Origin of the sequence: Streptomyces sp. cg36, from assembly GCF_041080675.1 — a bacterium.
Lineage (GTDB): Bacteria > Actinomycetota > Actinomycetes > Streptomycetales > Streptomycetaceae > Streptomyces.
The window spans coordinates 7,542,814-7,565,600 of sequence record NZ_CP163520.1; the positions used below are offsets into that span (position 1 = coordinate 7,542,814).

Here is a 22,787-nt window from a genome sequence, read left to right on the forward strand (position 1 = left end):
GCGTCAGTCGAGGGCGACCAGCTCCCGGTAGTCCTCGTGCCACAGGTCCTCGTCCGCGTCCGGCAGGAGCAGGACGCGATCCGGACGCAGGGCGTCGATGGCCCCCACGTCGTGGGTGACCATCACGATCGCCCCGGGGTAGGAGCCGACCGCCGTCAGGACCTCGCCGCGGGAGGCGGGATCGAGGTGGTTGGTCGGCTCGTCGAGCAGCAGCACGTTGGCGCCGGAGTGCACCAGCCCGGCCAGCGCGAGCCGGGTCTTCTCCCCGCCGGAGAGCACCCCCGCCGGCTTGTCGGCGTCGTCACCGGCGAACAGGAAGGCGCCGAGTACGTGCCGGACCTCGCCGTCCGTCAGGTGCGGCGCCACGTCCGCCAGGTTCTGCCGGACCGTACGGTCCCCGGCCAGGGTGTCGTGCTCCTGGGCGAAGTAGCCGAGCCGCAGCCCGTGTCCGCGCACCACCCGTCCGCCGTCCGGCCGCTCGTGCCCCGCCAGCATCCGCAGCAGGGTGGTCTTGCCCGCGCCGTTGTGGCCCAGGACCACCAGCCGGCTCGCCCGGTCCACCGCCAGGTCCACGCCCGCGAGCACCTGGCGTCCGCCGTACGACTTGGACAGGCTGACCGCGCCGAGCGGCACCCGGCCGCAGGGGGCGGGCTCGGGCAGCCGGATCTTGGCGGTCCTCTCCGCCCGGCGGGCCGGTTCCAGCGCGGCGAGCATGCGGTCGGCGCGCCGCGCCATGCTCCGGGCCGTCACGGCGGTGGCCGAACGAGACTTCATCCGGTCCGCCTGCGCGTGCAGCGACGCGGCCTTGCGCTCGGCGTTGGCACGCTCCCGGGCCCGGCGCCGTTCGTCCGAGCCGAGCCGGTCCAGATAGGCGCTCCAGCCGGTGTTGTGCTGATCGAGGGCGGTGCGCTGCGGATCGACGTGGAAGACCCGGTTGACCACGTCGGCGAGCAGCCCGGTGTCATGGCTGATCAGCACGAGCCCGCCCCGGTGGCCGCGGAGGAAGGTCCGCAGCCAGGTCACCGAGTCGGCGTCGAGGTGGTTGGTCGGCTCGTCGAGCAGCAGCGTTCCGCCGTGCCCGGCGAACAGGATGCGGGCCAGCTCGACGCGGCGCCGCTGGCCGCCGGACAGGGCGCCGACCGGCTGCGCGAGGACGCGGTCGGGCAGGCCGAGCCCGGCCGCCACCCGGGCCGCCTCGGCCTCGGCCGCATAGCCGCCGCCCGCCTGGAACGCGGCCTCCGCGCGTGCGTACGCGTCGAGCGCCCGCTCCAGGGCGGCGGGCGTATCGGCCCCCTCCAGGGCGGCTTCGGCGGTGCGCAGCCGGTGCAGCGCCCGGTCGAGGGCGCGGGCCGACAGGATCCGGTCGGTGACGGTCGTCGCCGGATCGGCCGGGCGCGAGTCCTGCGCGAGCAGGTGCGCCGGTCCGGTACGGGTGATGGTCCCGGCGGCCGGGCGGTCCAGTCCGGCGAGGGCGGACAGCAGGGTGGTCTTGCCCGCGCCGTTGCGGCCGACCAGGCCGATGCGGTCGCCGGGGGAGACGGTGAAGGAAATGCCGGAGAGCAGCAGGCGGGCGCCCGCGCGCAGCTCGACATCGCGAACAGTGATCATGGGGTGACGCTCCGAAAAAGCAAAAGGACACACTTCTGGCGTGGAAGCGGGTCCTCGGCTAGGAAATTCGGGGCGTTGACATGTTCGCCAGGCTAACGGGCGGGCGGGCGGGACCGCATGCGCTTTTTCGCCGGACGACCGGACGGCTCACCGGTCCACCAGCCCGACGGCCGGTCGGGGGGACAGCCGTGCGCCGCACCGCTCAGGCGCCGCGTCCGGAGTCGATGATGTGCTCGGCGAGCTCGCGGGACGCGGCGGCGGCCCGGCTGTCGGGACGGGTCGCACCGGCGGCGAGCAGCCCGTCCACGACCATCAGCAGCTGATCGGCGGCGAACTCCGGCCGTGCGTGCCCGAGCGCGCCGAACTCGTCGGCGAACAGGCCGTGGACCACGCGCCGGTAGTCCCGGGTGACCGCGTGTCCCGGGTGGTCCGGGTCGGCGAGCGCGAGGTCGGCGGCGAGGTAGCGGCAGCCGTGGAACTCCGGCTCGGACGCGGTGCGGCCGAGCCGGTCGACCACCGCGAGCAGCCGGGCGCGCGGATCGGTGCCCGCCGCTGCCATGGTCGCGCGGTACTGCTCCGCGTCCTCGGCGGTGCTGCGGCGCAGCATCTCGGCGCAAGACCGCCGGGGAGGTCCCGCTGGCCTCGGAGTCCGGCACGGCGTGACTCCCGGGGCCGGATTCCGGCCGTGCCCGGCCCGGAGCGCGTGCCCCGCGACGGGGGCGAGGGGTTCAGGCCGCCCGGGGGAGGGCCGGTTCCGTGACGGCGTGGGCCGCGGTCCGCCACGCGGCGCTGACGGCCCGGTGGGCCCGGTCGGTGGCGGCGGGAACGTCGAGCGGGAGCCGCAGCGGGGCCCCGATGTGGACATGGAGACGGGGGCGGCGCAGCGGGGCGCTCATGAGTCCGGCGAGCTGCTTGGCGCGTCCGCCGGAGGTGATCCTGCGGGCACCGGCCTGGCCCAGTGGGACGACCGGGGCGTCGGCCGCCGCCGCGAGCCGCGCCAGACCCGTACGGAAGGGGCGCGGGCCGGCCGGTGCGGCGTCCCTGCGGCGGGGGAGCCCGCCCTCCGCGTAGATCAGTACGTGTCGGCCCCGGCCCAGGGCCTCGGCCGCCCGCGTGAGCGCGTCGGCCGCGCGTGCCGTGCCCCGGTGTACGGGGATGTACTCCTCCGCCGTCAGCGCGCGGGCCAGCAGGGGGACGCGCCACAGACCGGCGGTCGCCATCACGACGGGCCGGATGCCCACGCGGTGCAGGGCGGCGAGCACCACGGCGGGGTCGGCCAGGGAGTCGTGGTTGGCGGCGATGATGCTGCCGCCGGGGACCGCGTCGGGTTCGGTCGTGATCGTCAGACGTCCGAACAGGGGGATGAGCGACGCGGCGGTACGGCTCAGCATGACGGCCTCTCGGAGGAGCGGTTCGGCGGCGGGCCCGCGGTGGGCGGGGCCGTCCTCATGATGGGCGGGGGCCGCGGGCCGGGGCCTGAGTCCGGATACTCAGTCCGCTGAGTGGGGTGCCTACCGTTGCCGGGATTCGTTACGTCCACGGAACTCGTCGCCAACGGGCGGGGAGCGGCGCCGTCGTCGCGCGTCCGGGAGCTCACCGGCGCCGAGTACAGGAGTCCTTGAGTGTGAGTCGAGTGCATGACAGGCCGGTCCCCGTACCACCCGTACCAGGGCCCTCTTCGCGCCACTCCGATAACATCATCAGACTCACCGTGGCAGACGTGGTCGGCCGTTCTTCACTGGAAAGCCATGCCAACTCGCGTGAAAGGTGAGCCATTCAACTGAATCCTAACAAATCGGCCCAAAATTGACTTTCATATCGACGAGAATATTTTCACGAATGCGCTGGAGGAATCTTTTCGCCGCGTGGCGTCAGCCGCGGGCGTTGTTGTGGACCGCCGCGGGCGTCGCCGTCCTGGGATTTCTCATCGCTCTGGAAATCACCGCACGGCATTACGACATGCCGGGGCCGATCACCAGTCAGGCGCAGGAAATCGTCCTCACCCCGCGTTCGGGACCGCTGCTCTATGCCGGCCTGGCGTTGATGATGGTGGTGCTCACCTGGCGGGAACGGTTCATCGCCCTGGGGGCCGCGGTCGGAATCGATCTCGTGTTCCTGCTGGTGCGGCTGATCATCGGGGCCGGGCCGAACCTCGGCAACGGCGCCCTGTGGGTGATCCTTGGCTGCGCGGTCCTCGCGGTCACACGCCGTACCGGCTCGGAGCGCGCCCTGCTGCTGAAGGGCGTGGCGCTCGGGCTGCTGCTGGTGGCCGGGCACAAGACCGGTGACACCTGGCTGCTGATCACCTCGAAGACCCGCCCGGAGGTGCTCGACCAGTACGTGGCGACCGCCGACCACGCGCTCGGCAACCCCTCGTGGCTGATGGGCCGGGCCGTCGAGGCCACCGGCCCGGTCGGCGCCCAGATCCTGCACGTCGTCTACGGTCAGCTGCCGCTGGCGGCGGCCCTCGTCGCGCTGTACCAGCTGCGCAACGTGGCGGCCGAGCGGCGCTTCCCCGGCCACCACCTGGTGCGCACCTTCCTGGTCATCGGCCTCCTCGGCCCCGCCGTGTACATGATCTTCCCGGTGGTCGGCCCGATCTTCACCTTCGGTGACGGCGCCTTCGGCACCGGCGGCGGCCACTGGGCGCTGGCCCACATCTGGCCGGACACGGTGCCCTCGCTCGGCACCCCGCACGCGATGCTCTACGACGACATCACCCCGCGCAACTGCATGCCCAGCCTGCACACCGCGTGGGCCACCGCGCTGTTCATCCACTCCCGCAAGGGATCGCGGGTCATGCGGTACGCGGGCACGTTCTGGCTGGTCGCCACGCTCAGCGCGACGCTGGGATTCGGCTACCACTACGGCGCGGACCTCATCGCCGGTGTCGTGTTCGTGCTCACGATCGAGGCGGCCATGCGCTCCTTCGACCGGGGCTGGAACCGGCAGGGAACGCGGCTCGTCCTTCACGGCGCCACGGTTTTCACGGCGCTCCTGCTGGCCTACCGCTATCTGTCGGTGGAAATGGCCGACCACCCGTGGGTGTTCGGCCCGCTCCTCCTGCTCGCCATGGGTTCGGTGATCCACGCATACGTACGGACCACCAAGCGGTGGGACGCGGAAGCCGCGGCCGTGCGGGATCCGGAACCGAAGGTTCTGCCGACTCAGCGGACGTCCGGTGCCGATGGCGCCGGCCAGTCCGACACCGCGCTCGTGGGAGCCCCGGCCACCCCGCCGACTTCCTGAGCGGCTGCCCGGCGCACGCGCGCGATGCCCGCCCCCGAGTCGTATGGGGGCGGGCATCGGCGTTCCGGTCGTCCTCGTGCCGTTGGCTAGAACAGCCCGGGGATGTGGAAGTTGAGCCAGTACAGGCGTGACTGGGTCATGGGCGGACTGATGTAGTTGCGGAAGTTCTGCCCCATCTGCCACCAGGTGTTGTCGGCCTGTCCCAGCACCTTCACGGCGAACACCGTGCCGAGGTTGGAGCCCTCGGAGACACCGCGCTGGGTCATGTAGAGCTTGCCGTTCTTCTCGGACGTCGTGAAGGTGATCACCGAGCCCGGGTCGTCGAAGTAGTTCTCGGAGATGACGGTGAAGCTGGTGGACGTCTTGTCGACGTGCACCCGGACCAGCCCGTTGCCGCCCAGGATCATGCCCACCCCGCCGGGGGTGTCCTTACCCGGGAAGAGCCGGCAGACCGCGCCCTCGGTGAAGCTGGAACAGCCCTCGACCGGGAACGGGAAGAACGTCTGCGGACTCTGCTGGAAGGTCGACATCAGCTTCTCGGGACTGCCCCACTTGCTCGAACCGACCTCCTCGACATGGGTGTAGGCGTGCTTGATCGGCAGGATCTTGTTGCTCTTGGGCAGCGGCGGGTCGTCGTCCGTGGCGGGCCTGGGATCCGGCGCCCACGGCCCCGGCCCCCGGTCGTGCGGCCCCGAGGACGGCTTCTTGACGCAGAACGGGCACGGGTCGGGTTTGGGCTTCGGCTTGCAGTACGGGCACGGGTTGTACGGCCCGAACACCTTCTTCACCGGGACCGTGCTGTACAGGACGGTCTTGCCGTCGTCGCTGTAGCAGGCGCTGTTGGTGCAGCCGGGGCCGCTGTGCGTCCACACCGAGTCGGGGTTGTCGACCGAGCAGCCGTCGCAGAAGGTGCCGTCGGGGTCGCTGCCGTTGACGGGGTTGTTGTCGCTGTAGGCGTACCCGTTCCACTGCTGCGGGGCGTTGGGGTCGAGCAGCGGGTCGGCGCTGATGAAGCGGCCGGTGGACGGCTGGTACTGGCGGGCGCCGAGCAGCGTGAGCCCGGTCGCCGTGTCCTTCTGGCCGCCCACGAAGCCCTTGTCGCCGGGCCAGGAGGCGGGCGCCGCGCCGCGCGGGTTGCCGAACGGGTCCAGCGCCTGCCGGGTGACCCCGCCACCGGCCAGGTCGACGGTGAGGTTGGCGCTGCCGTGGTGGTCGGCGATCTGCACGGCGAACGCGCCGGCCGCCGTGCCCGCCCCGGTCCGCACCACCGTCATCCCGCCGGGCACCGGGTAGGACCGCACCCCGGTCCTGGCACCCGTCGCCCGGTCGACGTTGAGCTCGTCGGCGCCCAGGTTGAGGGTGGTGGTGGCGGGGCCGCGCCGCAGGAGCAGTTTGCCCTCCGTGTCGTAGAGATACGTGGTGGTGGTGTCCGGGACGGTCCACTTCTGGCCGGCGGGCACCGCCAGGAGGCAGTCGCCGAGGGCCAGCTTGGTCCCGTCGGCGGTGGCGCCGCCGGGCACCGTCAGACAGCGCGCGGCGACCGTGTTGTAGAGCGTGCCGTCGGTGCGGCGCGTCCAGGTCTGCGCGGCCGTCCCGTCGCAGGGCCGCAGCCGCACGGGCGCGCCCGGCAGGGTGCCGATCGCGGTGACGCACTTGCCGGCGGTGGTGAGCCGGTCGCCGGTGGCGCTGTACTTCTGGGTGGCGGCCGAGTCGTCGCACGTGGCGAGGGTCAGGGCGGTGTCGTCGGCGGTGGCCGCGCCGTCCGTGCCCAGGCACTTGCCGAGGCCGCTGCGGATGGGGGCGGAGGTGGTCGTCGAGGCCGGTTTGCCCTCGCTGTTCCAGGTCAGGACGCTGGTCCCGGCGCGGCCGTCCTGGTAGGAGGTGGTGTTGCCGCCCGCGTCGTACTGGTAGAGGTCGGTCGTGGTGGCCGGGCCGGTCTTCGCCGCCGCCGAGAGCAGGGCGTGCGGGCCGCCGGTGCCGCCGCCGGTGCCGGGCGCGGCGGTGGGCGCGTTGCGCGTGCCGGGGGTGCCGAACGCCTGGGTCACCGTCACGTCCTTGGCGGTGTCGCCCGCCGGGTCGTGCTTGACCAGCTTGGTGCGGTTGCCGGTGACGTCGTAGCCGTACTCCTGCCAGTAGGCGGCCGGGCCGCCCACGGTGGCCGCCGAGGGCTGGGCGGTGGTGCAGCGCCCCTGGTCCGGCGTCCGGTGCTCGCTGTCGGCGGGCAGGGTCAGCCCCTTGGTGTCCGTCCAGGCTGAGGTGAGCCGGCTGAACGCGTCGTACGCGAAGCACTGACGGTCCGTCAGCGCCGGTTTGTTGTCGGGCACGTTGGTGATCGAGGTGATCCGGCCGGACGGGTCGTAGGTGTATCCGGTCTGCTGGAGGGCTCCGGTCCCCGAGGTCTGCTGGTCGACGTACTGTGCCCGGACGCGCCCGGTGGCCTGGTCGTAGTCGGTGGTGGAGACGACCTGCTTGCCCCACGGGTTGACGGTCGAGCGGACGGTCCGCCCGAACGCGTCGTACTCGCTCTGCACGTCGTACGTGGTGGCGCCCATGTAGCGGAACATCTGGCCGTAGTCGTTGAGCGCGTACGCGATGTCGTCCATCGGCAGTCCGCCGACGGCCGGCAGGACCATGCCGGAGGCCGTGCCGGTGAGCGGGTCGTAGGAGGTGGTGGTGGAGTAGCTGAAGGTGGTGCCGGGCTCCTGGCCGACGTCGCCGCCGGGCAGTGTCAGGGTGCTGCCGGTGGGCCGGTAGGCGTCGTCGTAGCCGTCGACGGTGGTGGTGTAGGCGCTGCCGCCCTCACCGCCCGTGTAGCGGGTGGAGCCGGCGGGCTTGCCGCGGCCGTCGGGGACGGTGTCGTAGGACCAGGCCGCCAGCCGGTGCGCCGGGTCGGCGCTCTCCTCGTACAGCCCGGTCCGCCGCCCGAGCAGGTCGTAGGTGTACTTGAGGGTCTTGCCCCGGGCGTCGGTGCCGCTGGCGAGGTGGCCCGCCGCGTCCCAGGTCTGGCTGGTGGCGCCCTTGTCCGGCTCCTGGTAGCCGGTCTGGCGGCCGTGCAGGTCGTAGCGGATGGACCAGGTGTTGCCGGCCGCGTCCTGGCGGGTCAGCGGCTTGCCGTCGGCGGAGTAGGTGTAGCGGCTGATGGTGGCGTCCAGCGCCGATCCGGTGGCCGTCGGCGTCGTGTACTGCCACAGCTCGGTGGTGTGGCCGCGCGCGTCGGACAGCGTGGTGGTGGGCGCGCCGCCGGTGGGCGGCACCACGTCGGTGCGGTCGGCGCCCCGGTAGCTGGTCGTGGTGCGGGTCTGCTCCACACCCAGCGACCACGAGGCGGTGGTGAGGGTGCGGCCCCGGCCGTCGTAGGTGGTGCGCGTCTGGGCCGCCAGGGTGCTGTCGGCGGCGGTGACCAGGCTCTGCGCGGGGCCGGTGGTGTTGTTGTACCAGGGCGGGTTGGTCAGGGCGACGCGGCCCTGTGAGTCGTAGACGGTGTCGGAGACCAGACGGCCCTTGTACGCCGGGTTCTTGGGCGACTCCTGGGTCTGGCGGACCCGTCCGAAGCCGTCCAGGAGCTGGATCTGGCGGGTGAGGACGGGGGTGTCGCCGTCCTTGGTGAGACGGGACGTGGTGACCGTCGAGGGCACGCCCGTCTGGTTGGAGACCTGGTAGTCGAAGCCGACGTTGGGGGTGGGGTCGCTGTCCGGGGCGCGGCCGGGCAGCCATACGCCGGTGAGCCGGCCGAGCGCGTCATAGGTCTCGGTCGTCGTCTTGAGGTTGACGTCCGTGGACTTCAGCGGCAGGCCCCGGCGCGGGTCGGTGACGGTGACGGCGTCCCAGTGCTCGCTCGCGGCGGCGCCCGGGACGGGGTTGGAGACGGTCACCTTGTTCGGCAGCTCGCCGGTGGCCGCCGCGGTGTAGGCGGTGGTCGTGGTGGAGCCGTCCGGGTGCTGGGCGTCCTTGGCGTTGGGGTCGGTCGCCGAGACGGTCCGCCCGTAGGCGTCGTAGCCGCTCACGGCCGTGGGGACGAAGGCGGCGGTGCCGTCGGGGGCATAGCCGTCGACGGTCTCGGTGCGGGTGACGTCGCCGGGGGCGCCGCTCTGGCCGTAGGGCTTGCCGTCGTAGAACGTCCGGGTGCGCTCCACCGTGTTGGCCGTGCCCGCGGTGTCGGTGCAGGCGTCGGAGGAGGTGGCCGAGACCACCAGCTTCTCGGTGGGCAGATCGGTGCGCTGGGCGTCCGGTCCGCTCGCGTACGCGGAGCGGGTGCACAGGTCGGGCAGGCCGTCGGCCCGGCTCAGGGCGGTCTTGACCCGGTTGTTGTGCGCCGGGTCGGTGACGGTGGTGGTGGAGGTGGTCCGCCAGCTGTCGTCGGCCTTCTTCTCCTGGCCGGTGACCACGACGGTGGTCGCCGGGTAGCGCGCGACCAGGTCGGGCAGGGAGCCGCCGCGCACATGGGTGGCGGTGGGGTGGTCGTCGCTGGGGGTGGTGACGGTGCGTGCGGTGACCGTGCCGTCCGCCCGGTCGTACGTCTCGGTCGCGAGGACCTGCCCGGAGAGCCAGTCCACGTCCACGACCTCGTGGCCGAGCGGATCGGTGGAGCGCACGTCCCGGGCGGTGCCGTTTCCCCGGACGTCGCCGTGCATGCCCTGCCGGTAGGTGGTGCGGGTCTGGGACCGGGGCCCGTCGGAGCCGCTGCCGGTCCGGGCGGTCACGGAGGCGAAGCCGCGGAACTCGCCCCAGGTGCGCGCCTTGGCGTCGGTGAGCTCGCTGTCGTCGCGGTGCCAGGCCGCCGGACCGTACTCGTACGAGGTGGTCTTCTGCGGGGCGCCGGTGACCGGGTCGTTCTCGGTGAGCGACTTGACGCTGTAGTGGTTGAACCAGTCGAGCACCGGATCGGCGCCCGCCACCTGGCCGGGGACGTTCCAGCGGACCGGATAGCAGGCCATGGCGTCGTCGTCCTCGGCCGCCGGCATCACGTGGTTGATCCGTGAGCAGCCCGGGAGGTTGTAGTCGACGTTGACGACCGCGCCGGTCTCGTTGCGGATCTGCTGGATGCGCGGCCGGTTGATCCTGGGCGGCGCGGGGACCAGGTCGGTGCCGTCCACCCGGTTGGGCAGCATCACCGGAGTGAACGTGACGGCGGGGGTGCTCAGTTCGGCGCCGGTCCGCCCGGTGTGCTTCACGGAGTCCAGCCACAGGGCCTTTTGGCTGGTGGAGTCCGAGGGGTTGGGGAAGGAGTGGGAGAAGGCGTACGCGTCCACGTCCTGCCAGACGTTGCCCACCCGCACCTGGGTGGTGACGGAGGACAGGCGCTTGGTGGTGAAGTAGGTGGGGGAGTACGTGGTGCAGGTGCCGCTCTCCTTGCACTCCTGGTCCACCGGCACGTCCGGCCAGTTCGCCTTGTTGGCGACCGTACGGGTGGCCGGGTCGCAGCCCGTCGCCGGTGTCTCGCAGCGCTCCAGCGGGGTGAACGTCACCCGCGCGGCGGGCTGGAGGGCGCCCTTGGCGGCGATCTGGTCGTCCAGGCGCTGCCCGTAGGCGATCTGGGCGACGTTGTTGGCGCGGGTGTACGCGGTCGGGGTGCCCGCCCCGTTGTCCTGCACGGCCCCGCGCGCGTAGTAGCCGGTCTCCGGAGCCCAGGTGAACGTGGTGAGGTTGCCGTGCGCGTCCACCACGTAGTCGAGCGAGAGCCGCTGCCACATCCGGCACCAGGAGCGGTTGCCCTTGGCGGCGTCGTAGCAGGGGGCGCCGCTGTGGGGGGCGTAGACCGGCACGGTGGAGGCGGAGTTGGTGGCCGGGTCGGTGCGGTCGCCGCCGGGCAGATGGCCGAGGCCGAAGTAGTAGACGGTGCCGCCGCTGTCGGTGACCTTGGCGTAGCTGCCGCTGTCCGTGCCGTTGCGGGCGCCGGAGGCGAACTCGACCCTGGTGCCGTCGTCGTTCTTCAGGCGCCACACCCCGGTGGCGTCGTCCGAGGTGACCGGGGCGGAGTCGGCGCGCACCAGCTGGCCGCCGTGCGAGCCCAGCGAGAGCACGGCGTTGAAGCCGCCCCAGCACAGGTCGCCCGCGTTCTTGATGCCCGCCTTGTCGCAGGGCTGGTAGGAGCGCTCGATGAAGCCGGGGTTGAAGTCCCAGCCGTCCCCGATCCAGGACGCCTGGGCGTTGGTCGCCGAGGTCCGTCCGTCCACGGTGGCGGAGTCGTAGGCGAGGGACACCTGCGGCGCGGGCCCGCCGAGCGCGGGCGGCACCGCGAGGTTGTACGCGTAGGTGAACGCGCCCGAGGCGCCTCCGGCCGCCCAGGCCGAGGAGGGGGCTAGGGAGGTGGCGGTGTAGCTGCCGCCGCCGCCCGAGGGGGTGGTCTCGGCGGCCAGTGCCACGGTGGCCGGCGCGGAGGCGGCGAGGCCGGCGCCGGTGGCGGCGGTCCTCGCCGTGTCGAGCCGCGCGGTCAGCGCTCCGGTGGCGCTGTCACGGCCGGTCGCCACGGGGGTGCGCACCCGGCAGGCGGCCACCTGCGGGGTGGTGAGGGCGCAGCCGGGCAGGGCGACGAGCCTGCCCCGGGAGGCGAAGTCGCCGCCGGTCGCGGCGTTGAGCGCGGCCTGGTCGAGGGTGAGGCGCAGTCCGGTGGAGCCGTCGGCCGCCGTGCCGTGCGGCGCCGGAGCCGTGCGCAGGGCGAACAGCGTGCCGTGCACCCCGGCGGCGGTGGCGGCCTTGTCGTCGGCGCGCGTGACGGTCACCGCACGGCCGCCCGCGCTCGCCTTGAGCGCCGCGGCGGACAACCGGGGCGCGGGTTGGGCGGCCGAGCGTTCCGGAACCGGGTAGTGCGGGCGCGGCGCGGTGGGTCTGGTGGGGGAAGTGGCGCCGGTGGACGGGGTCTTGGGCAGGGTGGTGCCCGGTGGCGACCACACGCGGTCGAAGTCGGGGCCGCTCGCGGCGGCGGCCTGGGGAATCGCTGGTGACAGCAGTGCCGCGGCCAGCGACAGCACCAGGAGAGAGCCGATTCTGGGCGCACGCGGGCGCACGGAACCAGGCCCATGTCTGACAGACACGTAACCCCCGTTGGGTCAGAGACGGGCGGGGCACCCGGCCAACTGCCGTGTGCCATGGGAAAGTCCGCCGGAACGTAGCACCCGGCCCGGACACCACGATTCGTTTTACGCTGAACGAACGACTGTGATCCACCTCACTGCCCCGGTAAGTGTGGATCTTTGAGGACCAGTCGGACAGGTGCGGTGTGCCGGGCATTGACCGATCGTGAAGATGGCTGGAACTGTGCCCCCCGTCGACACAGATCGGCCACAGTTCTCACACAGACCATCACGCCAACTGGCGTGTGCGCACGGGGGTGTTCAGTTGTCTGTTGTTCCATCCGGGCTGCCCGGAATCGGAAGACGAAGGTCCGGATCGCGTCGCACCGGCACCGCACGGACGGGCGCGCTGGTCGCGCTGCTCGCCCTGACCGCCGGACTCGGCTCGGCGCCCGGCGCGGCGGCCGTCGACCGCACCGGCCCGGCCGACGTGGCCGCGGCCATCCGGGCCAACGACGCCCGCAACGCCGAGGCCGCCCGCACCGCGGGCGACGAGGCGAAGCGACCGCGGAGCGCGGCGGCCAAGGCGGTCGCCGAGGCCCGCCGCACCCGCCACGACGTGCAAGTCGCCGCGCTGACAGACGAGTTCAGCACCACGTACGCCACCCCCGCCGGAAAGCTGCGGACCGAGCAGCACACCGACGTCCAGCGGGTACGGCGCGACGGCGGCTGGCGCGCCCCGGACGACCGGCTGGCCGCGCGCCCGGACGGCACCCTCGCCCCCGTGGCGGCCCTGGACAGCCTCGTCATCTCCGGCGGCGGCACCGGCCCCCTGGCGGTGATGACCGCCAAGGACGGCAAGCAGCTCTCCCTGGGATCGCCGTTCCCCGGCGCCCTGCCCAAGCCCGTGATCGAAGGCGGCAGCGCGCTGTTCCGCTCCGTCGCCAAGGACACCGACCTGAAGGTGACCGCCACCAAGGAGGGCGGCTTCACCACCGTCGTCGTCCTGAACTCGCCCCTAGCGGCGGCCAATCCGGCCGTGCGCCGGCTGACGTTCCCGACCAGCACCAAGGGCGTACGTCTGAGCGCCGACCGCACCGGGACCCTGCGCGCCACCCACGGCAGCGAGACCGTGTTCGCCGCGCCGGCTCCCCGGATGTGGTCGGCCGCGGCCCCCGCCGCGGCCAAGCAGTTCACCGGCGAGCGCCGCGCCCCGGCCGGCGCCGCCCTCACCTCGGGCAAGGCAGCCGCGAGCGCGCCCGCCGCGCCCGCCGCCCGCCCCAAGTCCGCCTCGGCGGCCCCCGTGGGGCGCAGCAGCACCGAGGGACCGGCCGGGAACGCCCCGGCCGCCGACATCGCCGTACGCACCACCGGTGACGTCACCCGCGCCCTCGCGGCGGGCGGTGCCACCGCACGGCGGAGCGGCGCGGTCACCCTCACCCCGGACCGCGGCCTGCTCGACGACAAGAAGACGGTCTACCCGGTCTACGTCGACCCGTCCTGGTCCAACGACTCGCGCGGCAAGAGCCACCACGCCTGGGTGATGCAGGCGTGGCCGACCACCGGCAACTACGACCGCACCGGCGGCGGCGACCGCGACCACCCCGGCATGGGCTACCAGGGCTGGGAGACCAAGACCGGCATCGAGCGCACCCTGTTCGAGTTCAACCTCAACGGGTACGCGGGCGCCACCGTCAACTACGCCAATCTGCGCGTCGCCCAGTACATCTCGTCCGACTGGTCCTGCACCGCCACGTACCCGGTGAACCTCTACCACGCCGGTGCCTTCGACGGCGGCATCAACTGGGGCAACCACCGCACCTACGAGTGGGTCGACGGGAAGTACGTCCCTGGCAACGGCACCCAGAAGGAGTGCTACGGGGACATCCCGATCGACTTCAACATCACCGCACCCATGCGCAACGCCCTCGGCGACACCAACACCCCGCTGGCCTTCGCGCTGGTGGGCGCCGAAGGCACCGGCGACAAGATGGGCTTCAAGCGCTTCTCCTACGACGCCACCCTCTCCACCGAGTACGACTTCACCCCCGGCAAGCCCGGCAACCCCCACGCCACCCCCGCCCCCCACCGGGTCAGCGCGGCCGACACCGACGCCTGCTGGGACGCCCCGCTGAGCTCCTACGGCTGGGTGACCGACACCCGCACCACCCTCACCTCCAAGGTGACCAGCCCCAACCAGGGCCAGCTCACCGAGTTCGTCAGCGTCTGGGACAACGCGACCGGCGGAAACACCGTCCACCAGAACTGGTCCGGCTTCGTCGGCAACGGCAACGACGCCTCCTACACCCTCCCGTACGGCACCCTCCAGGACGGCCACTACTACGGCTGGCAGGCGCAGGGCGACGACGGGCTGCTGCGCGGGCCGGGCAGCGACGTGTGCCACTTCGCGGTGGACCTCACCCCGCCCGTCCTGAAGTTCGGCGACTTCACCGACCCCGCCACCCAGTTCCCGCCCTCCGGCGACGGCCAGACCACCAAGCTGCGCCTCGGCCAGGAGGGCCGCATCCCGATCGTGGCCGCCGACCCCAACCCCTCGGGCAAGCTGGCCTCGGGCCTGGCCTGCGTGCGCTGGAGCTACGACGCCCAGTTCGCCACGTACGACCAGACCTGCGGCACCCCGCTGACCATGAGCGAGATCAGGACCACACCGCGGCACTGGGGCACCAACATCCTCTACGCCAAGGCGTACGACGAAGCCGGGAACAGCTCGCAGACCGCCTCCTACGCGTTCTACGTGCCGTGGGCGCCCGGTCCGGTCGCCTTCGGCGACACCACCGGCGACGCCCGCCCCGACCTGCTGGTCCCGGACGACGCGGGCAACCTCGTCACCCACGGCCGGGCCACCGACCCCGGCAACCCGAACGTCCCGGCCAGCGGCGTGGCCGCCCGCGCCGCACAGGCACCCGAGTACGACGCCACCCAGCGCACCTGGAAGGACTACCGGGTCAGCCACCGGGGCGCGGTCGACCCCGGCCTCAACACCGACGACCTGTTCGTCCACCGCGACGGCCAGGCCGGCGCCCAGGGCGGCAAGGCCCTCTACTACTACGCCAACACCCTCTCCGACCCCGGCCGCTTCACGCTCGGCACCAAGACCAACGTGGCCCGCGTCAACTGCGCCGGCGGCGCCACCGCGTGCCCCGGATTCCACCCGGGCACCGGTGACAACTGGCAGTACACCACCCAGATCACCCCGATCGGTTCGCCGGTCGACGCCCGCACCCCCAGCCGTGACGTCGTCGGCGCCACCGGTGTGCTCGCCGTCGAGTCCGACAACCTCTGGTACTACCCGGTCAAGACCAACGGCACCCTGGCGGCGCCCAACCTGGTCGCCGCGGGCGGCTGGAGCGACGTGGACCTGATGGTGCCGGGCAACACCCTCGCCATCGGCGCCTCCGGTGCCACCGCGCCCGCCCTGTGGATCCGCGCCCGCACCACCGCGGGTGGCCGGACGGCCGGAGACATCTACCAGTACCGGCTGACCACCGCCGTACGCGCCGACTCGTACACCACGGTCAGCGCGGTGACCGCGAGCCCCGCCACGAAGATCGGTTACGGGATCACCACCACCCGGCCCATCGGCGCCGACGGCGACCTCACCGACGACGGCGTGCCCGACTTCTGGGCCGTCACCGACGACGGCAAGATCCACGTGTGGCCCGCCACGGCGAGCGGTGGAGCAGTCGACGGTTTCGCCGGGGACCACTACCGCGGCAGCACCCGGGCGCCCGCGGCCCACTGGCCGCTCGCGGGCGACGCCACGGCCGTTCCCGCCGACCAGAACGGCACGGCGACGGCGGCCGGGGTCAGCTACACCGCCGACACCGTCGACGGGCACGCGGGCACCCAGGTGGCGGTCTTCGACGGCTCGGGCGCGATCGCCACGGGCAGGCCGGCGGCCGACCCCCACCGCAGCTTCACCGTCAGCGTCTGGGCCAACCCCGGCAAGGGCGGAGTCGTGGCCAGCCAGGACAACGGCCGCACCAGCGCGTGGATGCTCTACGCCGAGCCCGGCGCCTGGCGGTTCGCCATCGCCAACGCCGACAACGACGCCTGGCCCTACGACTACACGTACGCCCTGGGGCAGGCCGTCACCTTCCAGCCCGGCGTGTGGACCCAGCTGACCGCCAGCTACAACGCGGCCACCGGCCAGATGAGCCTGTACGTCAACGGCACGCTGGCGGGCAGCGGTCACCACGTCGCCGCCAGCACCCCGCCCGTCCAGGGAGGGGTGGTGATCGGCCGCTACCAGAACAAGGGCCAGGCCGGGGCTCCCCTGACCGGCCGGGTGAGCAACCTGGCGATCTACGAGGGCGCGGTGGCCCCCACCGCGGCGGGCGAGATCCGCTTCGCCACGAACGCGGACCGCTGTCTGGACCTGCCGAACGGCGACGCGGCGGCGGGCGTCCAGCTGTGGACCTGCAACCGCAGCCCGGCCCAGGCGTTCTCGGTCAACGCCGACGGCACCATCACGGCGGGCGGGCGCTGCCTGGACGCCTCCGGGCAGGGCACGGCCAACGGGACCGCCGTCGGGATGTGGTACTGCAACAACGGCGGCAACCAGCAGTGGCTGCCCCGCGCCGACGGCAGCGTCTACAACCCCGTCTCGGGCCGCTGCCTCGACATCACCTGGGGCGACGCCTCGATCGGCGCCCGTCCGGAGCTCTTCGACTGCAACGGCACACCGGCCCAGCGGTTCTCGGTCCCGGGTCTGCAGACGCCGGCCCTGCCGATGATCAATCCATGATCTGAGCGGGCCGGACCACCCCGGGACCCCAGGGGCCCGTGACACGCGAAGGCGTGCCACGGGCCCCTGCCGCCGTCCGCGCCGCGCCGCCCGTCGCTCCGGCTCACGCGCACTGGTCGAGGTCGATGGCCTCCCGCAGACCGCGCACCACGTGCAGGGTCCGGCCGAGCCCGGAGAGGGCGATGACCCGCAGGGTGAACGGGTGCGGGCACACGACGGTGAGGCTCCCGCCCCGGGCCGCCAGGCGCAGGCGCGCCCTGTTGAGCAGGCGCAGTCCGGAGCAGTCGAGGAAGGTGACGGGCGTCAGGTCGATCACGACCTGGGCGGCCTGCGGAGACGTTACTTCGTCCACCACCGGCAGCGATTGCGGGAGGACGGCGATGTCGATCTCGCCCCGTAGCTCGACGACGGTGTGCCGGAGCGTCCGGTAGACGCGCGGGGGCGGGGCGGAGACCTGCGGAGGGGCGACCATCGGGGATCACCTTCGAAGACGTGCCGGGCTGGTGTGGGAGCGTCGGCCGAGGATCCGGTGCAGCCGGTGCTCCCTGTGTCCATGCCCGCCCCGACCGGCTCCCGAACATGTCGCTTTGGCATATTCGGCCACCGTCGTACGGTCGGCGCCCGAGGCGGCTCCGGCATCGCCGACTGCCCGTTCCAGGAAGCTGGATGAGGGGCCATCAGATACGGCTCGTCCCGGGGTGCCCGGCCCGGGCGGAGCGGGCGTCGGCCGTGCTCTTGAGTGCGCTGAGCCAGGCTTCGAGGCCCTCGCCGAGGATCTTGGTGGCGGCGGGAACGTCGGCGTCGACCTGGGGGCCGGTGTGGGTCTCCTCGGTGCGTACGCGGACACCGCCCTTGACGGCGGTGAAGTCCCAGACGTGGGTGCCGTTGATGAGCAGCCCGCCGCCGGTGGCGGGGCCGGTCCAGCGGATGCAGGAGTGGCGCTTGAGCTGCTGGACGGTCGAGGTGATGGTCAAGGTGGTGGCGGGGGTCGTGGGGGTGGCGGGCGCCCGGGTCGTCCACCGGAACGCCGAACCGGCGGCGAAGGGGCCGTGGTCGAGCCGCTCGATGGTCTCGATCCCGGCCTGCCAGGACGGGTAGCGCTCCACGTCGGTCTGCAGCTTCCAGATGGTGCTCAGCGGCGCGTGGATGACCCTCTCGCTCCTGTATCGGACGGCGGCGCCGGGGTCGACGCCCGCCCCCTGGCAGGTGACGGCGCCGGTGGGGCGGGTGGCGGCCCCGGCGGGAGCGGCGACGGTGCCGGACGCGGCCAGCAGCAGCGGGACGGCGAGCAGGGTCGCGGTACGGGCCCTGGTGGTGTGGACGTCGGGCATGGCGTTCCCCTTGTCGGTCGGTCGCCGTGCGGCGAGCGCGGTCGGCTGGGTTTGAGGCTCCAGCGATAGTTACAAGTTCTAACTATGCTTCGCGATGGTGTCAACAGGGGGCGTGATAGCTTGTAACGAAAGATTGATGCTCTAGTCCACGGACGGGGACGGCGGACAGTCATGGCGGAGAACAGTACGGAGAGCCCGCGCGAGCGCTATCGCGCCCAGGTGCGCGCGGAGATCAAGGAGCGCGCGTGGGAGCAGATCGCCGCCGCCGGGGCGCCCGGACTCTCCCTCAACGCGATCGCCAAGCGGATGAGCATGAGCGGCCCCGCCCTCTACCGCTACTTCGCCGGCCGCGACGAGCTGATCACCGACCTCATCAGGGACGCCTACCGCGGCCTCGCCGACACCGTCCGCGCGGCAGCGGCCGAGGGGGCCGACCTGGTGGGCCTGGCGCATGCCGTGCGCGGCTGGGCCCTGACGGACCCTCAGCGGTACTTCCTCATCTACGGCACTCCCGTACCCGGCTACCATGCGCCCGACGACGTGACCGTCGTCGCGGGCGAGATCATGGCGTGCCTGCTCGACGCCAGCGCGGCGCTCACCGGCGCCGACGCCCCGGGCGCCGTGGACCGCCCCGTACCGTTCGACGCCCACCTCGCCGACCACCGGGACTGGGCGGACGGCCACCCCGCCGGGCCGGCGGCCCTCCATCGCGCGCTGGCCTTCTGGGCGCGCGTGCACGGAGTCCTGTCACTGGAACTCGCCGGGCACTTCACCGGCATGGGGTTCGACCCCGCGCTGTTCTTCGAGGCCGAGCTGAACGACCTTGTGGCACAGGGGAGTTGAGGTTCGGCGGCGGAGAGACCGATCGGGGCGTGACGACCGGCCCGGCGTGGGATAGTCGGTGCCGGAGGCCCGCCTCGGGGGGCGGGAGCGCGTGACGTTCGGGGGGCCGATGAGCGTGGTGGCGTTGCTGGTCGTCGTATTGCTCGCGGTGCTCCTCCTGACCCTGATCCGCTCGGTCGCCGCACTGGTGGCGCGCCGCCGCCGCGCCGCGCAGAGGCCGCAGGCACCGCCCTACTCGTCCTACGGCCAGGGCTACGGCGCGGGCGCCGGTCCCGTTCCGCCGCCGGGTCCGGCCGTTCCCCCGCGCCGTCCGGCCCTGACGGTGGCCGCGGAGGTCGCCGGTGTCCTCGCGCTGGTCGTCGCGCTCATCGCGCTGGTGAAGTCCGGGCATTGAACCGCGCCGTGCACGCCTCTTTTCGCGGAGCTCGTCCCGCGAAAAGAGGCGCACGGTCTACGGGTAGGTGAATATCGCGGTCGCCACCCATGTGCCGTTCTGGTCGTAAGCCGAAACGTAGGCGCTGCGACCGGCATTCAGAGCGCCGGATCCATAGGGATGCCGGGAGAGGTCCAGCGTCACGTTTCCCTCGGCGGTGGCCAGGACGAGGGACACGTCCGTCACCGAGATGATCTTCCCGCTGAAGCCCACGGTCGCCGACCAGTCCGTGCCGCCCAGGCGGCTGACCTGTGCGGAGTGCTCGGTCGGAGCCGCCTGCGCCATCGGACCGCACACGGCCTGCACTCCCGCCGCCGCGGCGGTCGCCATCACGAGCGCGGCAATCTTTCCGGACTTTCGCATTGCACTCCCTTTCGTCGGGGTGTCATGGGGGCGGGCCGAACTCCGTCGTATTCGGTTCGGCCGTTCCGGACGCTAACAGCGGGCAATGCGCGTACGCGATGATGTGTCGCGGTCCTTTCGGAATTCCTGGCGGCAGGCGGGTGGGGGCGTGCCATCGGGCGCGGCGCGCGGCAGCCGTCGTCAGCGGGGCGGATCGGTGTGCTGCACGTCGACGTCGTCGAAGAGTTCCAGCATCCGGCCCAGTACCCGTACGCAGGCGGCGACGTCCGCGTCGGTGAGGTCGCCGCCGGTCCGGCGCAGCAGCGCGTGTTCGCGGGCCGTGACGGCGCCGATCGCGGCGCGGCCCTCGTCGGTGAGGCGGATCAGCGAGGAGCGCTGGTGCGCCGGGTTGGGGATGCTCTCGACGAGGCCGCGCTCCGCGCCGTCGTTGACCATGCGCTGGACGAACTGGCGGCTCAGCGACTGCGCCCGGCCCATCTGCGGCACGGTCATGGGGCCGTTCTCGCGCAGCAGGTCCAGTACGGCGCGCACGCCCACGGAGATCCCCCGGTCCGCGTCGAGTTCGATGCGGCGCTGGACGCGGCGGTAGAGGGGGCCGACGAGCGCGAACACGTCCATGAGGCGTCCCGGCAGCTCGTCGGGGGACAGGGGCTCGGATGCGGGCGGGGTCATGGATCCACTTTCTCACACCACATGACAACTGGGTTGCCATATCTCGACAGTCATGACACCTTGGTTGTCATGACTGAGACCGCGTTCGCAACGTTCCACTCGGCCGACGGCCCGCTCTCCTACCGCGACGAGGGGCCCCGGGACGGTGAGGTGCTCGTGCTCCTGCACAGCGTGTTCACCGACAGCACCCAGTTCGACAACCTGATCCCCGGCCTCGCCTCCCTCGGCCACCGGGTGATCGCCCCCGACGCCCGCGGCCACGGCCGATCCGCCAACGCGAGCCGGCCGTTCCGTCAGGCGGACGACCTCGCGGACCTGCTGTGGCACCTGAATTTGCGTCAGGTCGTCCTCGCGGGCGTGTCGATGGGCGGGATGATCGGGGTCGAGACGGTGGTCGAACACCCCGACCTGGTGCGTGCCCTCGTCGTCAGCGGCCGGGGTCTGGGGGAGCCGGACCTGAGCGACCCCTGGTCCGCGGCGGTCGCCGGGCGCCAGGGGGCGGCGCTGGCCGCAGGTGACTTCGACGGATACCTCGACGGCTTCCTCGAATGGATCGCGGGGCCGTCCCGTCGGCTCGACGAGGTCGACCCCGCGATCGTGGCGGACGTCCGCCGGATGGCGCTGACCACCCTGATGAAGCACACCCCGGGCGAGCCGGACCACCGCGTACCGGTCGAGCACCTCGCCGCCCGCGCCAAGGGCATCACGGTCCCGGTCCTGGCCGTCAACGGCGCGCTGGACATGCCCGGTTGCCTCGACACCGTCACCGCCTTGATGGACGCCGTCCCCCATGGCCGTGTCGTCGAGCTGGACGGCGTCGGCCACTACACGACGATGGAGCGGCCCGGGGAGTTCACCCGGATTCTCGTGGAGTTCGTGCGCGGGCTCCCGTCTTGAGGGGCGCGGCCGGGGTGACGTGCCGAGGTGCCGCCCGGCCGTGAGGCGGCGGCAGGGGCGGGCCCGGGACCGTCCTGCCGCGCGGGGCCGACGGGGCCGCGCGAGCGCGCTGGTCCTCCACTCTGCCGCGCCGAGGCACCCCGCAGTGGCGCCTCGGCGTGCCCCGGTCGGGCGGGGCGGCCCGCGCTCACGCGCCCGTCTCCCTCGCCACCGGCTTGTGGGCCGAGAAGGTGAGGCGGTCGCCGACGCCGAGGGTGATGTCGACGTACCCCAGCGTCTGCAGCCGTACGAGGAAGGCGGCGGGCTCCACCGGGTTGTAGACGTCGCCTTCGTGGAACTCGTGCAGCGTGTGGCTGGCAAGACTGTCGGAGCCCACCAGCACACCACCCGGCCGCAGCACCCGCAGGACCTCCGCCAGCAGCCGGTTCTGCAGGGCGGCCGTCGGCACGTGGTGGAGCATCGTGAACGACGCGGCGGAGTCGAAGGAGTCGTCGCCGAACTCCAGCGCACCGCCGTTGCCGTGGTGGATCTCGACGTTGGTCCCGGCATAGCGCTCGGCCAGGAGCGCGGCGGCCTCGGCCTCGATCTCCACGGCCACCAGCCGGTCGACCCTGGTGCGCAGCCACTCGGTCGCCGCACCGGGCCCGGGGCCGATCTCCAGCAGCTCCCTCCCCAGGTCGGCACGGGCGACGGCGATCGGCAGGACGTCTTCGTGGAGGTGCGCGGCCCATTCCGGGCTCGTGCACACCGCGGCGTGGTTCTTGTTCATGACGTCAACGCTAGGGACCGGCGCCCGTGTCGCACAGGGCGTAACCTTCCACGTCATGTCGAGAAACGGACACGGCACGGGGTTCGTGCTCATCGGAACCTTCCCGATGCCCGCGGGCACCCGGTTCACCCGGCACACCCACCAGATCCACCAGCTCGCCTGGGCGTCCCGGGGCACGCTCACCGTCGACGCGGAGTCCAGGAGGTGGGTGCTGCCCACCACCCGGGCGCTGTGGATCCCGCGCGAGGTGCCGCACGAGGTGGTCTCGGCGAGCAACTCCACCATGACGTCGCTCTATCTGCCCGCGGCACCACCGGCGGGTCCGGATCCCTGGACGCGCGTACAGCCCGTCGAGGTGCCCGCGCTGCTCGCCGAGCTCATCGGCTACCTCGACGACCCGCGACTGGCGGCCGGGCCCCGGGCGCGGGGCGAGGCGCTGCTCCTCGACCTGCTGCGGCCCGTGGCCGTCACCTCGCTCGACGCGCCGCAGCCGGTCGACCCGCGGGCCCGCGAGGTCGCCCAGGCGCTCTGGGCCGATCCGGCCGCCAACCTCTCGATCGATGCCTGGGGCCGCCGGGTCGGCACCTCGGGCCGCACCCTGGCCCGGCTGTTCCTCAGTGAGACGGGGATGCCGTTCGGCCGTTGGCGCACCCTGGTCCGCCTCCATGTGGCGCTGCCCGCGCTGTCGGCGGGGCAGCCGCTCAACCGCGTGGCCCGGGAGGTGGGTTACGAGACGGCCAGTGCCTTCGTGGCCGCCTTCCGGCGCGAGACGGGCACGACCCCCGGCGCGTACTTCCGTACGCCCCGGTCGCCCTGAGCGCTGCACCGCGAGGACCCGGCGGGC

15 protein-coding genes are annotated in these 22,787 nt (G+C 72.7%); 6 read left to right on the forward strand and 9 right to left on the reverse strand.

Going from position 1 to position 22,787, the window contains the following annotated elements; all coding sequences use genetic code 11:
• Positions 1 to 3: 3 nt before the first annotated feature.
• From AB5J87_RS33325 to AB5J87_RS33335, 3 genes are all read right to left on the reverse strand, one after another.
• Positions 4 to 1,608 (reverse strand): ABC-F family ATP-binding cassette domain-containing protein, encoded by a 1,605-nt coding sequence (locus tag AB5J87_RS33325; RefSeq protein WP_369382323.1) that lies wholly within the window; start codon positions 1,606 to 1,608, stop codon positions 4 to 6.
• Between the two features lie 202 nt (positions 1,609 to 1,810).
• Positions 1,811 to 2,215, reverse strand: coding sequence for a hypothetical protein (locus tag AB5J87_RS33330; protein WP_369382325.1), 405 nt, complete (start codon positions 2,213 to 2,215; stop codon positions 1,811 to 1,813).
• A gap of 121 nt (positions 2,216 to 2,336) precedes the next feature.
• On the reverse strand, positions 2,337 to 2,999 hold the full coding sequence (locus tag AB5J87_RS33335) for a lysophospholipid acyltransferase family protein (protein WP_369382327.1): 663 nt from the start codon (positions 2,997 to 2,999) through the stop codon (positions 2,337 to 2,339).
• A 448-nt stretch (positions 3,000 to 3,447) separates the two neighbouring features.
• Here AB5J87_RS33335 and AB5J87_RS33340 point away from each other — a divergent pair, with 448 nt between their 5' ends.
• On the forward strand, positions 3,448 to 4,857 hold the full coding sequence (locus tag AB5J87_RS33340) for a DUF5933 domain-containing protein (protein WP_369382330.1): 1,410 nt from the start codon (positions 3,448 to 3,450) through the stop codon (positions 4,855 to 4,857).
• An 86-nt stretch (positions 4,858 to 4,943) separates the two neighbouring features.
• Here the strand turns inward: AB5J87_RS33340 and AB5J87_RS33345 are convergent, their stop codons facing one another.
• Positions 4,944 to 11,825, reverse strand: coding sequence for an RHS repeat-associated core domain-containing protein (locus AB5J87_RS33345; RefSeq protein ID WP_369382332.1), 6,882 nt, complete (start codon positions 11,823 to 11,825; stop codon positions 4,944 to 4,946).
• Positions 11,826 to 12,192: 367 nt separating this feature from the next.
• On the opposite strand from AB5J87_RS33345, the gene AB5J87_RS33350 reads away from it, so the two are divergent.
• The gene (locus tag AB5J87_RS33350; protein ID WP_369382334.1) at positions 12,193 to 16,635 is read left to right on the forward strand and encodes a ricin-type beta-trefoil lectin domain protein; all 4,443 of its coding nucleotides are present in this window, start codon (positions 12,193 to 12,195) and stop codon (positions 16,633 to 16,635) included.
• Between the two features lie 103 nt (positions 16,636 to 16,738).
• Here the strand turns inward: AB5J87_RS33350 and AB5J87_RS33355 are convergent, their stop codons facing one another.
• Both AB5J87_RS33355 and AB5J87_RS33360 read right to left on the reverse strand, forming a co-directional pair.
• Positions 16,739 to 17,107: an anti-sigma factor antagonist gene (locus tag AB5J87_RS33355; RefSeq protein ID WP_369382336.1), complete on the reverse strand. Its 369-nt coding sequence runs from the start codon at positions 17,105 to 17,107 to the stop codon at positions 16,739 to 16,741.
• Positions 17,108 to 17,312: 205 nt separating this feature from the next.
• Positions 17,313 to 17,966 carry an SRPBCC family protein gene (locus AB5J87_RS33360; RefSeq protein WP_369382337.1) on the reverse strand — a complete coding sequence of 218 codons (654 nt, stop codon included), beginning with the start codon at positions 17,964 to 17,966 and terminating at the stop codon, positions 17,313 to 17,315.
• Between the two features lie 171 nt (positions 17,967 to 18,137).
• On the opposite strand from AB5J87_RS33360, the gene AB5J87_RS33365 reads away from it, so the two are divergent.
• Complete coding sequence (locus AB5J87_RS33365) at positions 18,138 to 18,809, forward strand: TetR/AcrR family transcriptional regulator (RefSeq protein ID WP_369382339.1); 672 nt, start codon at positions 18,138 to 18,140, stop codon at positions 18,807 to 18,809.
• A gap of 91 nt (positions 18,810 to 18,900) precedes the next feature.
• A complete protein-coding gene (locus tag AB5J87_RS33370) occupies positions 18,901 to 19,203 on the forward strand; it encodes a hypothetical protein (RefSeq protein WP_369382342.1) in 303 nt (100 codons plus the stop codon).
• A gap of 57 nt (positions 19,204 to 19,260) precedes the next feature.
• On the opposite strand, the gene AB5J87_RS33375 is transcribed toward AB5J87_RS33370, so the two are convergent.
• Positions 19,261 to 19,605, reverse strand: a complete 345-nt coding sequence (locus AB5J87_RS33375; protein ID WP_369382344.1) for a hypothetical protein — start codon at positions 19,603 to 19,605, stop codon at positions 19,261 to 19,263.
• A 180-nt stretch (positions 19,606 to 19,785) separates the two neighbouring features.
• Positions 19,786 to 20,277 (reverse strand): MarR family winged helix-turn-helix transcriptional regulator, encoded by a 492-nt coding sequence (locus tag AB5J87_RS33380; RefSeq protein WP_369382346.1) that lies wholly within the window; start codon positions 20,275 to 20,277, stop codon positions 19,786 to 19,788.
• Positions 20,278 to 20,346: 69 nt separating this feature from the next.
• Here AB5J87_RS33380 and AB5J87_RS33385 point away from each other — a divergent pair, with 69 nt between their 5' ends.
• Positions 20,347 to 21,174, forward strand: coding sequence for an alpha/beta fold hydrolase (locus tag AB5J87_RS33385; RefSeq protein WP_369382349.1), 828 nt, complete (start codon positions 20,347 to 20,349; stop codon positions 21,172 to 21,174).
• A gap of 187 nt (positions 21,175 to 21,361) precedes the next feature.
• On the opposite strand, the gene AB5J87_RS33390 is transcribed toward AB5J87_RS33385, so the two are convergent.
• A complete protein-coding gene (locus tag AB5J87_RS33390) occupies positions 21,362 to 21,943 on the reverse strand; it encodes a class I SAM-dependent methyltransferase (protein ID WP_369382351.1) in 582 nt (193 codons plus the stop codon).
• Between the two features lie 55 nt (positions 21,944 to 21,998).
• Between AB5J87_RS33390 and AB5J87_RS33395 the strand changes: the two genes are divergently transcribed.
• The gene (locus tag AB5J87_RS33395) at positions 21,999 to 22,760 is read left to right on the forward strand and encodes a helix-turn-helix domain-containing protein (RefSeq protein WP_369382352.1); all 762 of its coding nucleotides are present in this window, start codon (positions 21,999 to 22,001) and stop codon (positions 22,758 to 22,760) included.
• Positions 22,761 to 22,787 lie beyond the last annotated feature (27 nt).